This window comes from Hyphomicrobium album (assembly GCF_009708035.1).
GTDB lineage: Bacteria > Pseudomonadota > Alphaproteobacteria > Rhizobiales > Hyphomicrobiaceae > Hyphomicrobium_A > Hyphomicrobium_A album.
Window position 1 is genome coordinate 1,093,651 of record NZ_WMBQ01000002.1, and the last position, 20,971, is coordinate 1,114,621.

Sequence of the window (20,971 nt, forward strand, 5' to 3'; positions counted from 1 at the left end):
TGCGGCAGCACTCCGTCGCCGCTCTATGCACGCGTAGCCGCATTGCCGCGCCCTGTCGCCGGCATGCCGAGTGGTGTTGGGGGAGTCGAGTACCATGTACCGGAGTACGAAGGCGTCGCTCGTATGCGCGACTGCCGTAGCTGTTACGAGCATTCTAGTGGCTGAGCCCGCGGGCGCCCAGTCGGCCAAGCCGGAAGCGACGCCGTTGCCGCCCGTGATTGTCGAGCAGAGCGCCGTGCCGGCGCCAGCCAAGAAAGCCAAGAAGAAGTCAGCCAAAACGAAGCCCGCGGCGCCCGCAACGGCGGCAACCAGCGAGCCTGCCGCCCCGGCGGCGAGCGCTGCCAGCGGCGTCGCCGCTACTCGTTCGGGCAGCCTCTCGGTACCCAGCACCGCAGAAGCGCGCGCCGAGATCGAACAAACACCCGGCGGCGTCGAGCTGGTGCCGGCCGAGGCCTATAAGGCCTCCACCCCATCCGCGACCATCAAGGACGCGCTCGACTATGTGCCGGGTGTGTTCGTGCAGCCGAAGTGGGGGGAGGATTCACGCCTGTCGATCCGCGGCTCGAGCCTGTCGCGCAACTTCCACCTGCGCGGCGTCCAGCTGTTCATGGACGGCATCCCGATCAACACCGCGGACGGATACGGTGACTTCCAGGAGATCGACCCGACGGCCTACCGCTACATCGAGGTCTATAAGGGCGCCAACGCGCTGCGCTACGGCGCCAATTCGCTCGGCGGCGCCATCAACTTCGTCATGCCCACGGGTTACGACGCCGACGCTTTCGGCGCGCGCGTCGACATGGGCAGCTTCGGCTTTCACAAGCTCGCGGCGAGTTCCGGCGGTGTCGCGGGCCCGGTCGACTATTTCATCACCGGCACCTGGCAGGAGCAGGACGGCTTCCGCGACCATAGCTGGGGCGAGAGCGGGCGCGGCGCCATGAACGTCGGCTATCGCCTGTCGGAGAACGCCGAGACGCGCTTCTACGTCAATGCCAACTGGGTGCGTCAGCGCATCCCGGGCGCGGTGACCAAGAAGAGCGCCCTGACGTCACCGGAGACCGCGGCAGCTGGAAACATTGTCATGGACCAGCAGCGCAACATCGACACGCTGCGCATCGCCAACAAGACGGCAATCCGCGTCACCCCGGGCACGCTGGTCGAGTTCGGCGCCTTCGGCGTCGATCGCCACCTGATGCATCCGATCTTCCAATGGCTCGACTACGAGTACGAGGACTACGGCGGCTTTGCGCGGATCACCGACGACAGCCGCATCGCCGGGTTCAAGAACCGCTTCATCGCCGGCGTCAACCTGCACAATGGAGAAATCGACAACAAGCAGTATCAAAACCTTCCCGGCGCGGTGAAGGGCAACTTGCTGTCGAGCTCCCTCGACAAGTCGGCGAACGTCTCGGCCTATGTCGAGAATTCGTTCTATTTCATGCCGGATGTCGCTTTCGTCGCCGGCACGCAGTTCCTGCATGCGACGCGCGACCGCGATGCGCGCTTCAACAGCGTCAGCGGCGAGACCAAGTTCGATCTCTGGAGCCCAAAGGTCGGACTACTGTGGGACGTGGCGCGCGAGTGGCAGGTGTTCGGCAACATCTCACGCTCGGCCGAAGCGCCGAGCTTCGGCGAGAGCGTTGCCCTGCAGAAGATTCCGTTCACCGCTATCAAGCCGCAGCGGGCGACGACATATGAGATCGGTACGCGCGGCCGAACCGCGGACTACACCTGGGACCTGTCGGTCTACCGCGCCAACATCGACGACGAGCTCATCTGCTTCACGGCTGCCGGTCAGCCGAACAACACCTGCCAAGTCGGCAATGCCGATAAGACGGTCCACCAGGGCGTCGAGCTCGGGTTCGGCGCGGCCCTAGTGCGCGGGGTATTCGCGGGCGGCGCTAAGTCCGACGAGCTGTGGCTGAACACAGCCTACACCTTCAGCGACTTTCGCTACGACGACGATGTACTGTGGGGAAACAACGAGCTGCCCGGCGCCCCGCGACACTATGTACGCGGCGAGCTGATCTACAAGCACCCCTCGGGCGTTTATGTCGGACCGAACGTCGAGTGGGTACCGGAGGCGTATTTCGTCGACAGCGCCAACTCGTTCACTACGCAGGCCTATGCAATCTGGGGCGCTAAAATCGGCTTCGACGACGGCGGTCCTATCGCAGCGTATATCGAAGGTCGCAACTTGTCCGACGAGGCTTACATTTCTTCAACGGCCATTGCTGCCAATGTGAATGGCATCGATACGGCGCTGTTTGAGCCGGGCAATGGGCGCGCCCTCTACGCGGGCGTCCAGGTGCGTTGGTGATGATCGCAAGGTTGAAGCAAAGAACAATGCTTGGGAGAGATGAAATGCTAAAGGGCTTGCGCGTCGGAGTCTTCGCGCTCGGTATCGTCGGCGTCGGCACCGCCGCGCACGCGCACGTCTCGCTGGAGACCAAGCAGGCGAAAGCGGGCGGAAGCTACAAGGCGGTGTTCGGAATCCCGCATGGATGCGAAGGCCAGCCGACAACCGAAGTGTCGATCGAGATTCCCGAGGGTGTCATCGGCGTGAAGCCGATGCCGAAGCCCGGATGGACGCTGGCGCTGGAGAAGGGGCCTTACGCCCGCACCTACAAGTTTCACCACGGCGAGACGAAGAGCGACGGCGTGAAGCGGGTGACGTGGAGCGGCGGATCGCTGCCCGACGAGTACTTCGACCAGTTCGTGCTCTCGACCTACATCGCCGGCGAGCTGCCGCCCGATACGCGAATCTACTTCCCGGTGACGCAGAAGTGCGCGTCGGGCGAGCTCCGCTGGAGCGAGGTTCCGGCGGAGGGACAGGATGCGCACAGTCTCGAGCATCCCGCGCCCGGACTTGCGCTGATTAGCGATGAGGTGAAGAAGCAGGACAAGGTCGCTGGAGCCATGGCAGTTGCCGGCGGCGCAATAGAGATCGGCGCGCCGTGGACGCGGCCGGTTGGCAACGCTGGCGGCATCGGCGCCGGCTATGCGATCATTACCAACAACAGCACGGAGACCGACGAATTGCTCGGCGGCTCATCGGATTCAGCCGAGCGCGTCGAGATGCACGAGACGTCGATCGACGACAAGGGCGTTGCCAGCATGAAGAAGCTCGACAGCGTCGCGCTCCAGTCGGGGCAGAGGATCGAGCTGAAGCCCGGCGGCATGCACATCATGTTTATCGGTCTCAAGGAGCCGCAGAAGGAAGGCGGCATCCTCAAAGCCAAGCTGAAATTCCAGAAGGCGGGTGAGGTCGACGTGGAGTTCGCCGTGAAGGCCGCCGGCCCGGGTTCGGCTGGCGGTCATGGGGGCCACGAGCACATGCATCACGACCACTGACGCGCAGGGTGTCAGCGGCAGATCAGCAAAGGCACGGCGCTGTGCGCCAGCACGCGAGTGGCCTGGCTGCCGAGGATGAACTTGGCGATGCCGCGCCGCCCGTGCGAGGCCATAACGATCAAGTCGCAGCCGCGCGCTTTCGCCTCCTCGACGATGCCCTCGGCCGCGTACTGATCCTTGACGTGCACGCCGTCGCAAGTGACGCCGAGGCTCGCCGCCGCCGCTTGCACGCCGCCGAGGATTTTCTCGGCGTTGGCGGCGGTGGCCTTCTCGTATTCCTCGACCGGAAAGGCGACGGCCCATTCTCCCGAGACAGCAGCCGTCCACGGCTCGGTAACCGTGACGGCCGTGACCTTGGCATTCAGGGCTTTGGCCAGCGCGAGGCCTTGCTCGACGGCGCGCTGGGCGAGATCAGAGCCGTCGGTTGCGATGAGTATGTGCGCGTACATAGTCTGCCTCCGCATAGGCCCGGCTCGTTGCTCGGCCAAGGCCGACATCATCTCTGCAATCTCTTAAATCATGGCAAGGATCACGCATTTGTGGTCGGCGCGGGCGATTTTCTTGAGCCGATGCGGCCGGCTGGTCGCCACAATCCCGCACGCCCTTGCCCAATCGGCTGAGACCATTCAAAACTTAGGTCCAATGAGAAAGGTCACGAGCGGCATGGGGCACGGGGTGGGGCGCGGTTCGGGGGCGTTTCGGCAAAGAAGCGCACAGCGGGCGATACTGGCAGGTGTTGCAGCGCTCATCGGTGCCGTCGCAGTAGTGACGGCGGCATTCGCAGTCAGCGGCGACGAGGTCGATACGGCACTCATCGTCGCCATCGACGTATCGAACTCCGTCGACGATCAGCGCTACAAGCTGCAGATCGAAGGCATCGCCCAGGCATTGGAAGACCCGGGCGTCATTCAGGCCATCGTCGGAGGCGCCAAAGGCGGCATTCTCTTCTCGCTCGTGACATGGGCCGACCAGCCCACGGTCAGCGTGCCGTGGACGCACGTTGCCAGCGAGGCGGATGCCAAGGCCACAGCGAAGCGGGTACGCGGACTGCCGCGGCAGGGTGGCGAATTCACCTGCATGGCGCGCATGATGCGCGTCGTGTCCGATAAGATCGTCCCGCAGATCCCGTCCAAGGCGGCCAAGGTCGTGCTCGATGTCTCCGGCGACGGCAAGGACAACTGCAACAGCCAAGAGCCGATCGAGCAGGTGCGTGACGAGCTCGTGAGCTACGGCGTCACCGTCAACGGGCTGCCGATCCTCGAAGGCGCGGGGCCGGAGGTCGTGACCCCCGGCGCACCCGCGGCGCAATCCTACCTGCCGGAGAAGCAGCAGCAGGATCCGCTCGAAAAGTGGTACATCGAGAATGTCAAAGGCGGTCCCGGCTCGTTCGTGTTGCCCGCCAACGGCTATGCCGACTTCGGACGCGCGATCCGGCAGAAGTTCGTCCTCGAGGTGAGTGAGCTCGGCAGCCGGGTGCGTCGGGTCTTCGCCGCTAACCGCCCCAGTTTTTTCACGCCCTAGCCCTCAGTCGATGTAGGCGCGCTCGCGATTCTTCACGTTGTCGAAGTAGCGTGCCTTGTCCTTGCCCTTGAGCGACAGGAGCCGCGTGGAGTTCACGTCCGCCTGGTTGAAATTGGCGTCGGCGACATTGGCGCCGGTGAGGTCGGCGCCGGCCAGCTCGCTGCCCATCAGGTTGGCGCCCTGCAGATCGGCGTCCCGCAGCGACGCATACTCCATCAAGGCGCGGGCGAGATTGGCATTCTTGAACGACGCGCCCTCGAGCTTGCTCGAGCGGAATACGCCGCGCATCAGACCCATAGATTGGTTCTTCATGTCGGCGGAGAGATCGGCGCCGCTAAAGTTCGCCCCCTTTAGATCGGCGCGGGAGAAGTCGGCGGCGATGCGCGCGCCAGTGAAGTCGGCGCCGGGCATCTTGGCGTCCATGAACTGGGTGGAGAACAGGCTGCTCTTCTTCAGGTTCGCCTTGCTGAAGTCGGACTTCAGCGCCCATGCCTGATCGAGAACGACGCCCTCGAGGTTGGCGCCGGCGAAGTTCGCGCCGTTGATGCGGGCGCTCTGGAGCTTCAGACGCCGCAGATCGAGGCCCGACAGATCGAGCCCATTAAGACGACGGCCGGAAAAGTCAGCCGTGCCGTCGGCGCCCGCCTTGGCGATCGCCGCCAGCACCTCATCGCGAGTGACGTCCGCCTTGGTGAACTCGTCGGATTTGAGATCGAGATGGTCGACCATGTCGGCGCGCACCGCGGGTACGACAGCCAGGCCGACGGCGGCTGACCAGAGGGCGGTGGCTATGAGTCGATGCAAGCGAAGTAAAATAGACATGCGCGCCTCTGCGGTGCGTGGCTTCGCTCAAAGATCCTGATAGTCGCCCGAGGCGCAGCGCCAGCGCTTGATCGTCCACTGCGGATGCTGCTCGGCCCACCTCGGGAGGTGCGGCTGGGCCCGAAAAAGGCATCCCTTGGCGTCGATGTTGGACGCCAGCGGGACGCGGTAGTCCTTGCACACGGTCGGGTTGCTGATCAGGCAGGCCGAAATAATGATCGATATCATGTGTGCTCCTCGACCCGGTTGAGCGGTCCGGACTATTGCGAGGGCGGCAGGAGCCCCTGCCGCCTCCGCAACTTATACGATGTGTGGCGGCGGAAGGTTACAGGGTAGCAACCGGACCTTGGACTAAGGCTTAGGCCGTGAGGAGGATTTCGCCCTTGCCGACGGTCGCCAGATCGCCCGCATATTTGCGTACCGCGGTCGGCAGGGGCTTGGGTGCCTGCGAGCCCAAGGTGGCGCTCATGTACCGCGACAGGATGCGCAGGATAACCAGGTCGTGCCGCCCGGCGTCGGCGAAGGTCGGAAGCATCTGTTCGACGGACGGGCCGATGAGCGTGCCGCGGCGCAGGAGCAGCCCCGGATCGGCGCCGAAGCCGAGTTCCGTCCAGATCGTGCCACCAACCATACGCGAGCCGGCGAACGAGCCGCACTTGCCGCGGATGTAGATGGTACCGCGGCGCATGCGGTCGCCGGTGCGGTCGCCGGCATGGCCGTCGATCACGATCAGGCCACCGGTCATGCCGAACTTGTCGCCGGCGCTGAGCCCACCGACCTGGCTGGCGGCCGAGCCCTTGACGAAAATCTCGCCGCCGCTGATGCCCGAGCCGAGCAAGTTGCCGGCGTCGCCTTTGATCTCGAGGCGGCCGCCGCGCATGTTGCGACCGGCGCTGACGCCGACGTCGCCCTCGACGATCAGTGTGCCGTGATCCAACTCGGCGCCGACGAAGTCGAGGCGCGCCGAGCCGCTTTCGATCCTCACGGTGTCGCCGGGCTTGCCAGACACCGCGAACACGTCGCCGAGGCTCAGTCCGCTCTTGGTGGAGCCGACGTTGAGCTTCAGCACCTGGGCGAGCGGGGTCGACGACAGCTTGCGGGGCGTCAACTGCGAAAGGTCGAGACGCTCTTTCGGAGCCGACGTCAGGCGGAAAGTTAGACCGCTCATGGCAGCAGCTCCCGGAGCTTGTAGTGGTGTTGGCCAAGCTTGCCGCCGTAGTTGCCGGCGGTGACCCGGGTCACGCCCTTGGCGGCGCCGGTGTCGATGACGGCCTTGAGGCCAACGCGCATGGCGTCGGCGACCGACTTAGATGTCAGGCCGTCGATGACGATCTCGAGCACGGCGACGGTGTCGGGGCTGAGCTCCGACTTCACCCGGCCGCGCAGCGTCGGGCAGAAGGCGTCGTTGGTCGAAGCGACCGCGCCCTTGTACTTGGAGCCGACCTTCGAGCCGGAGCGGACGATGCCGCCCGGGAACGGCGTGATCACATCGGGCACTCCGCCGATCGCGTCGACGGCCGCTTCCGCCGTCGTCAGAAGGCCGGCGCGATCGTTGCCCAATATGATGAGGTTGCCGCCGCCCACCGCATCGGTGACGACGCCCGTCGTTTCCTCGATGACGAACTCGCCGTCCATTACGGGCACGCGCCAGTAGCGCTTCTTGCCTAGCCGCTTGGCGGTCTGGAAGCCGTCGCCGAAGAAGCGCGGGCCTTGACCGAGGCCGATCCGCTTGTCGGATTCGACGCCCGCGTAACAGGCCGAGCCGGGACTGGTCAGGACACACTGGCCGACACGGGTCTTGAGCTGCGATGTGGCGGCTTCCGGCGAGAAGCCAAACAGCAGCACGCGCACGCCGGGACGCCCATCGGGCGTCTCCTCGGGCTTCAGCTCGCGGTCGATGCCGACCTCGGCGCCGGCGCCGATGACGGAGGTGCCGAAGCCGGCCATGGTGGTGGCGGCGATGCGCGCCCACTTCATGGTATCGGCGGTGATGATGACGCCGGTGCCGGCCATGCCGAAGGCCTCGGCGAACGTGTCGTCGATTAGAATGCCGTTGACCTTCATGACACCGCTCTGGCCTTGGTTGGCTGCACGATGATCTCGCCGCGGCCGCCGTCGATGATCTCTTCGTCGCTCAAACGGAAGTTCTCCATCCGCACCGTGTGGTAGCGGTCGAAGTACTCCTTCAAGGGTTTCTCGATGGAGCGGTTGTACTCGGGCCGGGCGACGTGCGTGGCGCCGTTGACGACCTTGACGACCTTGCCCTGGCGCACGATGAGCTCGCCGTTCTTGAAGACGTACTCGGGCTTCTCGAACATGCGTTCGCGATTGGAGTCTTCGTTGTAGACGGTGATATCGGCCTTGGCGCCGGGGCCGACGTGGCCCAGGTCCTTAAGGCCGAGGCTGCGGGCGGGGCCGGCCCGCGTCAGGATCGCGATCTCGTACATCGAGTATTCGCGCTCGAGGCTCGGGAGCGTCGAATACTTCAAGGCTTCCTGATTGACGCGATGCAGGGTCTCGCGGCGGAAGTCACGATCCATGAGCAGGCGGATCAGGTGCGGGTACGTGTAGAACGGCGCGCCGTTCGGGTGGTCGGTCGTCAAGAAGATGCGCCACGGGTCCTCGCACAGGAGGAACGTCTCGAGGCCGATCGCCCACTGCAGCGCGTGAACGTAGCTCTTGTCGCGATAGCGGAACGGCACGACGCCGCAGCCGGCATCGCACTCGATGTCCATCACCACCCAACGCTTCGGGTCGGCGTTCTTGGCGCCATTGTACTGGCGCATCGAGTCGCCGGAGGCGGTGCAGGTCTGTCCGAACATCACCTGGCCGACGTCGATGGAGATGTGCGGATACTTCCTCAGAAGGTCGGCGATCTGCGCCGCGCCCGACGAGAAGTGGCGCTCGCCCTCGGTGGCGTAGCTGTGGAACTGGATGTGCGTCAGGTGCAGCGGCAGGCCTTCAGTGGCACGGATCGTCGCCATAGTCGTCTCGACGTTGCCGGGGATGCCGAGGTTGCAGCCGTGCACGTGCAGGGGATGTGTGACGCCGAGTTCGAGTAGGCCGCGTGCCAGCGTTAGGATGATGTCGCGCGGGGTGATGCCGTAATAGACGTGCTTCTCGTCGAGATCGAGCTTGCGCTGGTTGAACTTGAAGGCGCTGATGCCGCCGGGGTTCACCACCTTCATGGCGATGGCCTGCGCGGAGTGCATCGTCCAGGCCATGTAGTCCTTGATGAACTCGAAGTCCTTTTTCTCCGCGATGGCGCGCAGGAGGAAGTCGTCGCTGCCGAGCATGACGAACGCGCCTTTGTCGAGCAGCGGCGTGTCGGCAAGCTCCATGTGCGCCTGACGCGCGTTGGCGGGGAGCATGGCCGGCTCGAAGCAGGCCGTGTAGCCCATCTCGGCGTAGCGGTAGCCGGTGATCATGGTCGACGGCAGCGCGTGGCCCGTGCCAGCGCGTGTGAGCGCAGTGTGGGCGACCTCGTCCTTCTCGTGATCCTCCGGCATCAGCGTGCGGGCGATGGTCACCTTGCCGCCGCCGATGTGCGTGTGCGGGTCGATTCCGCCCGCCATCACGACCTTGCCGCGGACGTCATATTCCTTGTCGACGCGGGCGTCTGGATTGGCGGCAACGATGCGTCCGTCCACGATGTAAATATCGCGAACCTCGCCGTTCACGTTGTTCGCGGGGTCGTAGACCTTGCCGCCGGTCAGCTTGATCATCATAGCGCTGGGCTCACGTCTAAAGGGCGGCTTGGATGGCGGCGAGAACGTTGGCGGCGCTCGGCAACTGCGAGCGGCCGAGGTTCTGCATCGGCAGGGACACGACGTTATCGCAACGGACCATCTGGCCCGTGTGATCGATGCCGGGTGTGCCGACCGGAATGTAGACCGTCGGCGGCTGCGCCATGCGCACGCCGGGCGTCCCGAGCACGATGGTCGGAACGCTCGTCTGCGGTAGGCCGATGTCAGTTCCGATTGAGGCGACCCACAGCAGCATGTCGCCTTCGCCGTCGGTGAGCATGCGGCTGACGTTGTAGCGATAGGAGTCGTACTCGGGCGTGCCGTTGGCGAAGCTGACGCGTAGCGGATAGCCCGTCTGCCACGTGCAAGTCGATGCGGCGCTGGGGGCGCCCTCGTTGCCGCCGAGAGAGAGACCGGCGAAGCGCGTCGTGAGGTTCAGCTCGCGCACGATCTCGGTCATCATGTGAACGGTGAGGTCGGCCTGCGGCATGCTGAGCGCGGGCGGCGCCCAGACGACAACGCCGTACTTCGCCTTCTTGCACTTCTCGGCCACGGCCTCGATGGCGGAGTAGGGAACGCCGGCCACTTCGGGCGCGGCCGTAGCGGCCGAGGTTCTGCCGGGGAGCAGCGACGAAAGAATTCCGCTGCGCTTGGCGGGCGCCGCAGCCGGCGCCTCGGGCGACGGAATGGCATGGCCGCGGACGAGGCCCGAGATGGCAGCCAGCACCTCTGGGATGCGATCCTTGCCGACCGGCAGTGTTATGACTTCGTCAATGCGGGGGCCGGTGGCCGCGGACGTATCGAGACCCTCGCCGATGAAGATGACGGTGCGCTTGTTGGCGACGCCCTCGAACATCGATTGGGCAGGGGTAACGATACGGTCGAAGAAGCGGCCATGCAGCTTGTGCACGTCGGTGCCGACGATGAGGATCAGGTCGGCGCGGTTACGCGTCTCGGTGAGCGTGGACATGATCCAGCCGCTCGTCTGCACGACGCGGAAGTTGCGGTACTGGCCTTCGCTCAACGCGTGATCGACGACGCCGCACGTGCGATCGGCAATCGACAGGACAGCTCGGGCGCCGGCGACGTCGCTGGCCATGCCGCCGTAGAGCGGCAGCTTCGCGCCCCGGATGAGTTCGGCGGCGGTGCGCACAGCCTCCTCGAAGGTCGCTTCCTTCTCGCGCACCAGCGGCTTGGCCGGTGGGAGGGGACGTTGAAAGCCCGCGGTGGCGCGCGGGCAGCCATTGCTGACCTTCAGCGTCGATCCGGTACGGGTGATCTGGAGGTCGTCGCACAACAGTCCGCAGAAGGGACAGGTGACGTTGTCGTAAACATGGGAAGCGTCACCCGGACGATCGCCCTCGGCGTGTGCTGTCATTTAGTGCAGTCTCCTTCGCGCGCGGCGCAAGTAAGCACGGACGCCAGGGCAAAACAACACCGGCGCGAATGCGGCGGTTTGCCGGGGCGCGCTCCGATTGCGGAGCGTTTGGAGCGCCACTATGGTCGCACCCGAGGCGCGCTAAAAAATCGATACTCGGAGGAAACCTGAATGGTGAGAGCTGTTGCGCTGGGGCTGGCTGTGCTGGCCGTGTTCCCGACCCTTGCCTCGGCCCACGGCCCGACCCGGCAGAAGGCGACGGAGACCGTTGAGATCAACGCGCCGGCCGACAAGGTCTGGGCGGTCATCGGCAATTTCCAGGACATGAGCTGGCACCCCGCCGTAGCTAAGCTCGAGGGCAATGGCGGCAATGACGCCAATGCAACGCGGACCCTGACGCTGACCTCGGGCGGCACGATCGAAGAGAAGCTCATTCAGAACGATCCGGCCAAGAAGCTCTATAAATACGAGATCACCAAGGTCGATCCCAAGGTGCTGCCGGTCAATAACTACTCCTCCACGCTGAGCGTGAAGGGCGAAGGCGACAAGTCGACTGTGGAGTGGAAGGGCGCATTCTATCGCGGCTTCATGAACAACGACCCGCCGCCGGAGCTCTCCGACGAGGCGGCCGTGAAGGCCGTGAAGGGCGTCTATCGCGGCGGCCTCGATGCGCTGAAGCAAAAAGTCGAAGCTGGCGGCTGACGCCGGACGCAACACATGCCCCGTCCAGTCACGCGGCTTATGATGTCATTGACGGCGATGCTGGGAAGCATCGCCGTTGCCGTTTCCGGGGCCGCCGAATCCGCCAAGACCGTCAGCGAGGCTTTCGTCACAAACCAAACGGGTGACTCGCTCAGCGTCGTGTCGCTTAGCGATATGAAGTCCGTGGCTGAGATCGCCATTGGCGGCAAACCCGCAGGCATCGCCATGTCCCCCGACGGCAAGCTCGCCTACGTTACATCGCCGGAGAGCAAGGAAGTCGTCGTCGTGGACGCGCGGGCACGCAAAGTCGCCAACCGCTTCAAAGTCGGCGAGGCGCCGCTCGGCATCGCGGCGCATCCGACGAACGGACGCCTCTACGTGGCCGACTGGTTCACGCATTCGATCTCGGTGGTCGATCCTGGGGCGGGAAAGGTCATCGCGCAAATTCCCGTCGGGGAATCGCCCTCGGGCCTCGCGGTGACGCCGGACGGCAGACTTTTGCTGAGCGCCGACCGGGACAGCGACCAGGTGTCGATCATCGACACCGCAACCAACGCGCGACTGGGAACGGTGGCCGTCGGCAAGCGCCCCTTCGGCGTGACGATCGACGCCGGAGGAACGCGGGCCTACACCGCAAACGTCGCCAGCGACGACATGAGCGTCATCGATATCGCCGCGGGAAAGAGCGTCGGCACGGTCGCCGTCGGACACCGACCCTATGCGGTGGCCCTCTCCTCGGGGCGGGCCTTCGTCACCAACCAGTACGCGGGCACCGTCAGCGTCGTTGAGCTCGACGGCCTAAGGGTCGTGCAGACCATCGAGGTCGGCGATCACCCCGAGGGGATCGCGATCGATCCCTCCGCTGCCAACATCTACGTTGCCTGTTGGTTCGACAACGTCCTGATGCGGATAGACACTGCCAAGCTGGCCATAACGGGCGAGGCCGCCGTCGGCGACGGCCCCCGGGCTTTCGGGCTGTTTTTGCGCTGAAACTCCGTCGGTCCCCTGACGTATCTTGCGGTGCAGCGTTCACGCCCCCGTCAACCGAATGACCAAACGTTAAGGTCGGGCCTGTTTACGGGTGTGCATTCCGAAGGCTAAAACGGGCGCGAAAAGCAACAACGTTACGTTTGCGTGGCAACGATCTCTAGGAAGGAAGCGTTACTCATGCGGTTCTATGGTTTGGGTGCTGCGATTGTCGTCGCTGCCCTTGCAGTCGGGTTCCATGCTGTGAGCGTCAAAGCCGCCGACGATCCAAAGCCGGCTGAGGCAGCGGCGTCCGGTCAGCCGAAGGCGACCGACCTCATCTTCGAGCACAAGCATCTGGCGAAGGTCGAGCCCGGCAAGCAGATCGACTACAAGTTCAATCGCAAGGTCAGCGATCCGAAAATTCTCGGCGTGCCGTACTCCGATGACATTACGTTGAAGGTCGTCGCCGACAAGGAAGACGGCAAGAAGGACGTCGAACTGCAGATCTATACGGGCGACCGCGCTCGGGAGCTGCAGAAGCTCGAGAAGTTTTCGATCAATCCGGTATTCGCGGTGTTCTTCTCGCAGGCCGTGAGCACGTTCAGTCAGCTCGCTGGCGGTCAAGTGAACTACCTGCAGCGCAGCTTCTCGGATGGCTGGCTGAAGGCCAAGGTCGAACCGATCCAGGTCGACTACAACGGCAAGAAGATCAACGCCTATCGCATTTCCATGACGCCGTACGCCGGCGACAAATTCGAAACCAAGATGCAGGGGTGGGAAGGCGCCAAATACCAGGTCACCGTCAGCGACGAGGTGCCCGGCGAGATCGTCGATCTCTTCGCCACCTATCACAACCGCTACCCGCCGGCGATTTTGAACATGAGCGAGCGTATTACGCTTGCCGGCATCACAGGATTGGAGGCTCAGCAATGAGGAAGGGCATCCTTGCGGTCGCGTTCGCCGCGCTGATCGCGACTGGGACGGCGGCAATCGCCGAGACGTCGGTGAAGCTGCCGCCGAACGACTACCCGACGGCGGCGCGCGCCGACTACGTGTTTGCCTGCATGCAGACCAACGGGCAAAACCGCATGGTTCTCGACAAGTGCGCCTGCTCCATCGACCAGATCGCGGCGCTCCTGCCCTATGCAGACTATGAGGCCGCCGAGACGATCATGTCGGTACGCCAGAAGGGCGGCGAGAGCGTCGCGATGTTCAATAGCTTCGCGCCGCTGCTGGAGAAGGTGAAGAACATGAAGCGGGCGCAGGTCGAAGCGGAGCTTCGCTGCTTCTGAACCGAGCGGAGCTTCGCTGCTCTTAGTGAGGCGCCGCTTCGCGGTATCTGGACAAACAAAAAGGGCGCCTCCTGGGGCGCCCTTTTTCTTGTGGTTTCGAAGTCAGGAGGCTTTGCCGGCCGAGGTGGCGGTAAACACCTTGCCGTCGCTATCCTTGGCGATGACCTCGATCAAATCCTCGCTGCCGGGGGCGAAGGTGAAACGGAAATTGGGATTCTCGGAAATCGAGATGCCACCCTCCATCTTGAAGATGCGCGCCCCGTCACGCTTCACGTCCATCTCCTGCACGATTTTCATCGGCGTGTATTGGCGCGTGACCTGATCCATCTGCATGCCCGTGAAGTTCGGGTGGCGGATCATCACTTGCGCCTCGCGCTGGGGCGGCGTTTGCGCCTTCAGCGCCGGATCATCGAAAGTGCGCACCTGCATCTTGCCGAGGTTGGCGAATGCCTCATCCGCATCCTTCGAGGCGGCCGCGGAGCATCCGCCCGACGCTTTCACAAAGTTGGTCGCCATGTGCAACTTGCCGTCCGCCGTCTCAACGATCGCGCGGATGTTGGAATACATGTCGACCCGGACGCGGGTCGACAGCATCCGATCGCCGGTGCCGGCGGCCTCCCCGAATTTGAAGGTCGCGGCGACGGGGACTGGGTTCTTGTCGATCACTAGCGTGAGGGTCTTCACCTCGCCGACGCTCGCCGGAATGCGCATCGTGACGGGCACCACCGCGGCGTCCTCGGCGCGGTAAGGCGTCTCGAGCGACACTGTTTTGTCCTCGACCACCTCGCGGCCGTCGAAAACGTTGCGGCGGATGTCCTGCCACGCCGCATCGTCGGCGGCGACGGCGGGGGTCACCACCGCCAACGCCAATACAGCAGTTAGCGCTGATTTCCCCCAGTTGCATCTTGTCGTGTGCATGGCAGTTCTCTCCCGCCGCTCAGAATCCGATCATTCCCACTCTAGTTCGGCGAAGGCGGCTGAAACGTTGCGTGCATGATACTCTTTGAACAGAAGCCACGCATCTTTTTCAGAAAGGCCGACCTTCTCCGCCGCCTCGGCCAGCGTCTTTCCTTGCTTGATCATCGTGCGCACCTCGTCCGCTACGGTGCTGAGGTAGCGCTTCTCCGCGTCCAAGGCTGATGGCCAGGGCATCGACGCCGGACCGTGCCCAGGCACGGCAAGCTTGATGTCGCCCCGCGCGGCGAGCTTGTCGATGAGGGTCAGCCAGCCGCGGATCGATCCATCGAGCGCTGGAACGTGCTTGGAGAAGAGAAGGTCACCAAGGAACATCGTGCCCGTCTTGTCGTCGAGAACGGTGACGTCGTTGTCGGTATGTGCCGTTGCATAGGCCTCAACCGACAACTTGCGGTCGCCGAGATCGAGCTCCTGCTTGTCCTTGACGAGGTCGGTCGGCGGGATGAGGCGCGTGCCGTCGAAGGCGTCGCCGAGCAGTTCCTTGTTGATCGCAAGATAGCGTTCGGCGCGTGCTGCCAGCCCGCGCGGAAGCTTGGCGTGGCCGACAAAGACGGGCTTCTCGTCCTCGAATGCGACGTTTCCGAAGACGTGATCGGGGTGCATGTGCGTGTTGATCACGTACTTGATCGGCAGCTTGGTGCGCGCGCGGATGGCGGCGAGCAGGGCGCGCCCGACGCGCGGGCTGCCGCCCGTATCGATGACGGCGACGCCGTCGCGGCCGACAATGAAGCCGGCGTTCGCCGTGTCGCCGGAGTTGCGCGGGGTGAAGATTTCGTAGCGCCCCTGATGCACGAACACGCCCGGCGCGACTTCGCTCACGCTGAGCGGTTGCTCGGCTTTGAACGGAGCCTCATCCAGCGCTGCGAGCGGCGTCGCCAGAGCGGTCACAGCACCCATAAGGAGCAACGCTGTAACGTTCGGGAAAAACTCCCGAATCCAGGTTCCCCAGCTTGCTCGATGACGCATCTGAACCTCGTTTGAATCTGCTCGCGATCGATCACGCGCGCGAGAGCGCCGCGTGAGACTCGTCACACCGTCCCGCCACACCGGTAAATGCGCGGTCCTGCGCACGATGGTGGCGTAGCCTCCCGTTGGATGACAGCGGTATGACGACTTATTCAACAAAATCGGCTCCAGTTCAGAAGGTTGTCGTGCGTCGCACAATTTTTCTGTGCAGCGCAACAAACCGCGATGGGACACGGCGGAATTTACGTCAACGATCTTGTCCTATTCACGGACGCGTGAATTTTCGTTACCCAGGTGTCTTGCAGCCGAGAAAAAAAAGTGCGTAGATGTGCCGCGGTGTGACACGGCATCCGGGACTGACTGGCATCCGCTAGTACGTCCAGGTCGATCGCCACAAGGGATTAGAAGGGGCAAACCCCATCCCATAAAAAATAGGGTGTGAGGCGCTGCTGTTCACCACCGCTGCAAGCGTGGCAAGAACCTTAAAATGGAGGAAGCGCAATGCGCAAAAGCGTATTCGCAGGTGCTTTGGTTGCGACGGCTGCCCTCGCGGCACCGGCGTTTGCCAATGATAGCGTTATCAAGTGTATCGCTGACGACAATAACTGGTGCATGCAGCAAGGCAACTACGATGCCACCCGTTATTCGAACCTCGACCAGATCAACACGAAGAACGTCGGCAGCATGAAGGTTGCTTGGACGTTCTCGACCGGCGTGCTTCGCGGTCACGAGGGTTCGCCCCTCGTCATCGGCAGCATGATGTATCTCCACACTCCGTTCCCGAACATCGTGTACGCCCTCAACCTCGATGACGAGAACAAGATCGTTTGGAAGTACGAGCCGAAGCAGGATCCGTCCGTGATCCCGGTTATGTGCTGCGACACCGTCAACCGCGGTCTGCAGTATGCCGATGGCAAGCTCTTCCTGCACCAGGCTGACACGACCCTCGTGGCTCTCGATGCCAAGTCCGGCAAAGAGGTCTGGAAGGCCGTCAACGGCGATCCGAAGCGCGGCGAGACCGGCACTGGTGCCGCCATCGTCGTTGGCGACGTCGTCATGATCGGTGTGTCGGGTGCCGAGTTCGGCGTCCGCTGCTTCTTCACCGGCTACGACATCAACAGCGGCAAGATGCTGTGGCGTGGCTACTCGATGGGTCCGGACTCGGACATCCTGTTCAACCCCGAGAAGACGATGTCTCTCGGCAAGCCGGTTGGCAAGGACTCGTCCCTCAAGACCTGGACTGGCGACCAGTGGAAGCTGGGCGGCGGTTCGATCTGGGGCTGGTACGCCTGGGATCAGAAGCTGAACCTCGTCTACTACGGCACGGGCAACCCGTCGACGTGGAACCCGGCTCAGCGCGCTGGACCGGATGGCAAGCAGATCGACCAGAAGTGGTCGATGTCCATCATCGCTCGTAACCCGCAGACCGGCGAGGCCGCCTGGGCATACCAGATGACCCCGTTCGACGAGTGGGACTTCGACGGCGTCAACGAGATGATCCTCGTCGACGACATGGACGTGAAGGGTTCGAAGCACAACGTGCTCGTGCACTTCGACCGTAACGGTCTTGGCTACACGGTTGACCGCAAGTCTGGTCTCCCGCTGGTCGCCGAGAAGTATGACCCGGCCGTCAACTGGACGACTGGCGTCGACCTCGACCCCAAGAGCGAGAAGTATGGCCGCCCCGCGGTCGTGGCTTCGAAGTCCACGTTCCTCAACGGCCAGGACGTCAACACGACCGACGTCTGCCCGGCCGCTCTGGGCACGAAGGACCAGCAGCCTGCTGCTTACTCGCCTCTGACGAAGCTCTTCTACGTGCCGACGAACCACGTCTGCATGGACTATGAGCCCTTCAAGGTCGAGTACACCGCCGGCCAGCCCTACGTTGGCGCCACGCTGTCCATGTATCCGCCGAAGGGCGAGAGCCACATGGGCAACTTCATCGCGTGGGATGCTTCCAAGGGTAAGATCGTCTGGTCGAACAAGGAGCAGTTCTCGGTTTGGTCGGGTGTTCTCACGACCGCTGGCGGCATCGCCTGCGTCGGCACCCTCGAGGGCTACTTCAAGTGCGTCGATCAGAAGGACGGCAAGGAGCTGTACAAGAACCGCACTCCTTCCGGCATCATCGGCAACGCCTTCACCTACGGTCACAAGGGCAAGCAGTACATCGGCATCTTCTCGGGTGTTGGTGGCTGGGCTGGCATCGGCCTCGCGGCTGGTCTCACCAACCCGACCGACGGTCTCGGCGCCGTTGGTGGCTACGCTGGTCTGAACAGCTACACCGCTCTCGGTGGCTCGCTGACGATCTGGACGCTGCCATAAGCTGACGTCACGACAATGGGGGCCGGCGCGGGATTTCCCGCGCCGGTCTTCTCTGTGACTGGAACAAGCCCGGATCAATGGGCGCTTGTGCACCGCACTGTCATCACGCTGCACCGCAACATGCGGAACGCTATGACATTTTGCCCGTTGCACACTCTCATCGACCCGCCCAAATGGTCATCGTATCGATGCCAGCATTACCTGCCGGCGAAAGCACATAGGGGAAACGCGTGAGAAGGATTAGTTTGGCGGTCGTGACGGCCATTGCCCTCGGTGGCGTCTATTGGTCGGCCATCGCGCAAGATGCCAAGGAGCCCGCGAAGAAAGAGGCTCCTGCCCCTGCAGCCGGTGCCGAAGTGCAGCCAGGCCTGCAGAAGGAAGCTACCCTGGCGGACGGCTGCATCAGCCAAGAGGGCGCTGAGTTCAAGGACGGCAAATGGGTTCTGCCGGATGGCACGCCGACCTTCCGCGTTTGTCACAAAGATGGTGGCGCCTTCGTCGTCGATTGGGCGACCTATAACGGCTACCGCCGCTATCATGGCGAGTGCCACGTCTGCCATGGCCCCAACGGCCTCGGCTCCACCTACGCTCCGGCGCTGGCGGACTCGCTGAAGAGCATGCCCTACGGTGATTTTCTCGGCGTCGTCGCCTCGGGCCGCGTTCGCGACGCCGCCGGCACAAAGTTCGTCATGCCCGCCTTCGGCGACAACAAGAACGTGATGTGCTTCATCAACGACTTGTATGCTTACTTGAAGGCTCGCTCGAGCGGCGCCTTGCCCGCCGGGCAGCTCGGCGGTCGCAATCGCGATGAAAAGCCCGAACAGGCAAAAGCAGAAGAGAAGGCTTGCCTTGGTAGCTAAAAATTCCAGTCTCAATAAGCTCGCCGGGGCCGCAATTTGCGGCCTCGGCTTTCTCACCGCCCTGACGAGCGCGGCATTTGCCGTGGAAGGTCACCGCTCCGACCTCGTCAATCGCCAGGTGCTCCGCGTCTGCGCCGATCCGGCGAACATGCCTTTCTCGAACGAAAAAGAAGAAGGTTTCGAGAATAAGATCGCGCACATCATCGCCGAAGAGCTCAAGGTACCCGTCACGTACACGTGGTTCCCGCAAGCCACCGGCTTCACGCGCAACACTCTTCTCGCCAAGCGCTGCGATGTGATCATCGGAACCGGGCAAGGCGACGAGTTGGTTCTCAATACCAATGCGCTTTACCGCTCCGCCTACGCGCTGATCTACAAGCCCGGCACCGGGCTCGACGGCGTCGAGAGCATTTTCGACCCCAAGCTGAAGGGTAAGCGCGTCGGCGCCGTGCAGGGCACACCGTCGGCCACGCTGATCGCCAAAGCCGGGCTGATGGACAAGGCGCGTCCCTACCGCCTGATGGTCGACCGCCGCTACGACGATCCCTCGGCCGACATGGTCAAGGACATCCGCTCGGGCGAGATCGATGCCGGCGTGATGTGGGGACCGATTGCGGGTTACTATGGCTCGCACAACGGCGACAAGTTGACGGTCGTGCCGCTCACGAAGGACGTGGACAAGGCAGGGCGGCTCGACTTCCGCATCACCATGGGCGTTCGCCAGGGCGACGATCTCTGGAAGCGTCAGCTCAATGACATCATCCGCAAGCGGCAGGCGGACATCGACAAGGTGCTGCTTGAGTACGGCGTGCCGATGATCGATGAAGACAGCAAGCCTATCACCAGCCCGCGGAGCTGATACGGAGGCGCCGCACGAATCCGCCGTGCGGCCCTCGTTCCCTCATTCCAAGGCACCAAATCCTCCAACGATGATGCGCCAGCGCCAAGCCCGCCAAAGGTCGAGCGCCTGTCGCATCAAGCTTGCGCTCTACACCTGTCTGGCGCTGCTCGCCGCCGCACCGGCCGCGCTGCATGCCGCCGACGATGGCGCCGGCGCTACGGGAGGCCCCGCAGCCGCGCCGCACCCCGATGTCCCGCCGCCCCCCGCCGAAGGCGCGCACACCGGCCCGGTGGAGGAGCCGGCCGACTACCGCATGGACAACTTCCGCACCCCGGTGCCGCCGACCCTGCGCGGCGCCAAGGTGCTGAGCAACGACCAGGCGGCCGATCTGTGGAACAAGGACGGCGCGGTGTTCATCGACGTCTACCCGCAGGCACCCAAACCACCCAATCTGCCCGCCGGCACGTTCTGGCGCGAGCCGTCTCATCGCAGCATCGAGGGCGCGCGCTGGCTTCCCAATGTCGGCTACGGCGCGCTCAATTCAACGGTCGATGCATCCTTCCGCGCCAACCTCAAAGAGCTGTCGAAAGGCAAGCGCGACGCGCCTCTGGTCTTTTTCTGCCTCAAGGACTGCTGGATGTCGTGGAACGCAGCCAAGCGCGCGCTGGAATACGGCTACACCAACGTCATGTGGTTCCGCGACGGCACCGACGGATGGCAGGAGCTGGGCTACCCGCTCGCCGAGGTCAAGAAGACGGAGTGATGGCCGCAGCCAGCCCGCGAGCGACCGGCGTGGCGCCCGAGAAGTAAGTGCGATGCGCGGGTGCGCTACCGTATCGGCGCCTGCGTGGGCCGCGGGTCGGTAGTCGGCGTCGGTGTCGGCACCGTCGGCGACGTAGAGGGTGATGGCGACGGCATCACGGTCTTTACCGACGGGCCGGCGTTGGTGGTGTCGCCGACGCGCGACAAGTCGTTCGACTGATAGAGCATCGCAATCAGCGCAACCACGATCGCGGCTGCCAAGAGCAGCGGCATCAACATGTTGCCCGCATGGGGCCGGCGCGAATGGGCGTCCGGCGCTCCGGGGGTGATGCGATCGTGCGGCCTGTCATAGATCGCCATGGGCATCCTCCATTGGTTATCTAGGGTTATCTAGGCAACCAGTGGCGGTGCGCAAAGTCCCGTGTTCGGCCTTAAACGCGCCGAGTTAGGATTAACCTTCC

Annotated in this window: 21 protein-coding genes; 11 read left to right on the forward strand and 10 right to left on the reverse strand. The window is 63.8% G+C overall.

Annotation, left to right across the window (positions count from 1 at the left end):
- The first annotated feature begins 94 nt into the window (after positions 1-94).
- Both GIW81_RS17450 and GIW81_RS17455 read left to right on the forward strand, forming a co-directional pair.
- On the forward strand, positions 95-2,320 hold the full coding sequence (locus GIW81_RS17450; RefSeq protein ID WP_154740588.1) for a TonB-dependent receptor family protein: 2,226 nt from the start codon (positions 95-97) through the stop codon (positions 2,318-2,320).
- A gap of 44 nt (positions 2,321-2,364) precedes the next feature.
- Positions 2,365-3,354, forward strand: coding sequence for a DUF1775 domain-containing protein (locus GIW81_RS17455; protein WP_154740589.1), 990 nt, complete (start codon positions 2,365-2,367; stop codon positions 3,352-3,354).
- An 11-nt stretch (positions 3,355-3,365) separates the two neighbouring features.
- Here the strand turns inward: GIW81_RS17455 and GIW81_RS17460 are convergent, their stop codons facing one another.
- Positions 3,366-3,803 (reverse strand): universal stress protein, encoded by a 438-nt coding sequence (locus tag GIW81_RS17460; RefSeq protein ID WP_154740590.1) that lies wholly within the window; start codon positions 3,801-3,803, stop codon positions 3,366-3,368.
- 316 nt (positions 3,804-4,119) lie between these two features.
- On the opposite strand from GIW81_RS17460, the gene GIW81_RS17465 reads away from it, so the two are divergent.
- Positions 4,120-4,875, forward strand: coding sequence for a DUF1194 domain-containing protein (locus tag GIW81_RS17465; protein ID WP_324615091.1), 756 nt, complete (start codon positions 4,120-4,122; stop codon positions 4,873-4,875).
- Positions 4,876-4,878: 3 nt separating this feature from the next.
- On the opposite strand, the gene GIW81_RS17470 is transcribed toward GIW81_RS17465, so the two are convergent.
- The 6 genes from GIW81_RS17470 to GIW81_RS17495 all read right to left on the reverse strand — a co-directional run bounded on the left by GIW81_RS17470 (position 4,879) and on the right by GIW81_RS17495 (position 10,821).
- Positions 4,879-5,697, reverse strand: coding sequence for a pentapeptide repeat-containing protein (locus tag GIW81_RS17470; RefSeq protein WP_154740591.1), 819 nt, complete (start codon positions 5,695-5,697; stop codon positions 4,879-4,881).
- Between the two features lie 27 nt (positions 5,698-5,724).
- A complete protein-coding gene (locus GIW81_RS17475; RefSeq protein WP_154740592.1) occupies positions 5,725-5,925 on the reverse strand; it encodes a hypothetical protein in 201 nt (66 codons plus the stop codon).
- A gap of 130 nt (positions 5,926-6,055) precedes the next feature.
- Positions 6,056-6,865, reverse strand: a complete 810-nt coding sequence (locus GIW81_RS17480; protein ID WP_154740593.1) for a formylmethanofuran dehydrogenase subunit C — start codon at positions 6,863-6,865, stop codon at positions 6,056-6,058.
- Positions 6,862-7,761, reverse strand: coding sequence for a formylmethanofuran--tetrahydromethanopterin N-formyltransferase (fhcD, locus tag GIW81_RS17485; protein WP_154740594.1), 900 nt, complete (start codon positions 7,759-7,761; stop codon positions 6,862-6,864). Before fhcD ends, GIW81_RS17480 begins: the two co-directional genes overlap by 4 nt.
- Positions 7,758-9,425, reverse strand: a complete 1,668-nt coding sequence (locus GIW81_RS17490; RefSeq protein WP_154740595.1) for a formylmethanofuran dehydrogenase subunit A — start codon at positions 9,423-9,425, stop codon at positions 7,758-7,760. The genes fhcD and GIW81_RS17490 overlap by 4 nt, the downstream gene beginning before the upstream one ends.
- Before the next feature lie 16 nt (positions 9,426-9,441).
- Positions 9,442-10,821 carry a formylmethanofuran dehydrogenase gene (locus GIW81_RS17495; RefSeq protein ID WP_154740596.1) on the reverse strand — a complete coding sequence of 460 codons (1,380 nt, stop codon included), beginning with the start codon at positions 10,819-10,821 and terminating at the stop codon, positions 9,442-9,444.
- Between the two features lie 171 nt (positions 10,822-10,992).
- On the opposite strand from GIW81_RS17495, the gene GIW81_RS17500 reads away from it, so the two are divergent.
- From GIW81_RS17500 to GIW81_RS17515, 4 genes are all read left to right on the forward strand, one after another.
- Positions 10,993-11,523, forward strand: coding sequence for an SRPBCC family protein (locus GIW81_RS17500; RefSeq protein WP_154740597.1), 531 nt, complete (start codon positions 10,993-10,995; stop codon positions 11,521-11,523).
- Between the two features lie 15 nt (positions 11,524-11,538).
- Positions 11,539-12,513 (forward strand): YVTN family beta-propeller repeat protein, encoded by a 975-nt coding sequence (locus GIW81_RS17505; RefSeq protein ID WP_229309385.1) that lies wholly within the window; start codon positions 11,539-11,541, stop codon positions 12,511-12,513.
- A 177-nt stretch (positions 12,514-12,690) separates the two neighbouring features.
- Positions 12,691-13,425 (forward strand): hypothetical protein, encoded by a 735-nt coding sequence (locus GIW81_RS17510; protein ID WP_154740598.1) that lies wholly within the window; start codon positions 12,691-12,693, stop codon positions 13,423-13,425.
- On the forward strand, positions 13,422-13,784 hold the full coding sequence (locus GIW81_RS17515) for a hypothetical protein (protein WP_154740599.1): 363 nt from the start codon (positions 13,422-13,424) through the stop codon (positions 13,782-13,784). Before GIW81_RS17510 ends, GIW81_RS17515 begins: the two co-directional genes overlap by 4 nt.
- Before the next feature lie 102 nt (positions 13,785-13,886).
- Here GIW81_RS17515 and GIW81_RS17520 read toward each other — a convergent pair whose 3' ends face one another.
- Entirely contained in the window at positions 13,887-14,702 is an 816-nt protein-coding gene (locus tag GIW81_RS17520) for a quinoprotein dehydrogenase-associated SoxYZ-like carrier (RefSeq protein WP_154740600.1), read from the reverse strand.
- 30 nt (positions 14,703-14,732) lie between these two features.
- Positions 14,733-15,656, reverse strand: coding sequence for a quinoprotein relay system zinc metallohydrolase 2 (locus tag GIW81_RS17525; protein ID WP_229309386.1), 924 nt, complete (start codon positions 15,654-15,656; stop codon positions 14,733-14,735).
- 570 nt (positions 15,657-16,226) lie between these two features.
- On the opposite strand from GIW81_RS17525, the gene GIW81_RS17530 reads away from it, so the two are divergent.
- From GIW81_RS17530 to GIW81_RS17545, 4 genes are all read left to right on the forward strand, one after another.
- On the forward strand, positions 16,227-18,047 hold the full coding sequence (locus GIW81_RS17530) for a methanol/ethanol family PQQ-dependent dehydrogenase (protein ID WP_154740602.1): 1,821 nt from the start codon (positions 16,227-16,229) through the stop codon (positions 18,045-18,047).
- A 230-nt stretch (positions 18,048-18,277) separates the two neighbouring features.
- The gene (locus GIW81_RS17535; protein WP_324615092.1) at positions 18,278-18,907 is read left to right on the forward strand and encodes a c-type cytochrome, methanol metabolism-related; all 630 of its coding nucleotides are present in this window, start codon (positions 18,278-18,280) and stop codon (positions 18,905-18,907) included.
- Positions 18,897-19,766: a substrate-binding domain-containing protein gene (locus GIW81_RS17540; RefSeq protein WP_229309387.1), complete on the forward strand. Its 870-nt coding sequence runs from the start codon at positions 18,897-18,899 to the stop codon at positions 19,764-19,766. The genes GIW81_RS17535 and GIW81_RS17540 overlap by 11 nt, the downstream gene beginning before the upstream one ends.
- Before the next feature lie 70 nt (positions 19,767-19,836).
- Positions 19,837-20,511: a PQQ-dependent catabolism-associated CXXCW motif protein gene (locus GIW81_RS17545; RefSeq protein ID WP_324615093.1), complete on the forward strand. Its 675-nt coding sequence runs from the start codon at positions 19,837-19,839 to the stop codon at positions 20,509-20,511.
- Between the two features lie 65 nt (positions 20,512-20,576).
- Here GIW81_RS17545 and GIW81_RS17550 read toward each other — a convergent pair whose 3' ends face one another.
- Positions 20,577-20,870, reverse strand: coding sequence for a hypothetical protein (locus tag GIW81_RS17550; RefSeq protein ID WP_154740606.1), 294 nt, complete (start codon positions 20,868-20,870; stop codon positions 20,577-20,579).
- Between the last annotated feature and the right edge of the window lie 101 nt (positions 20,871-20,971).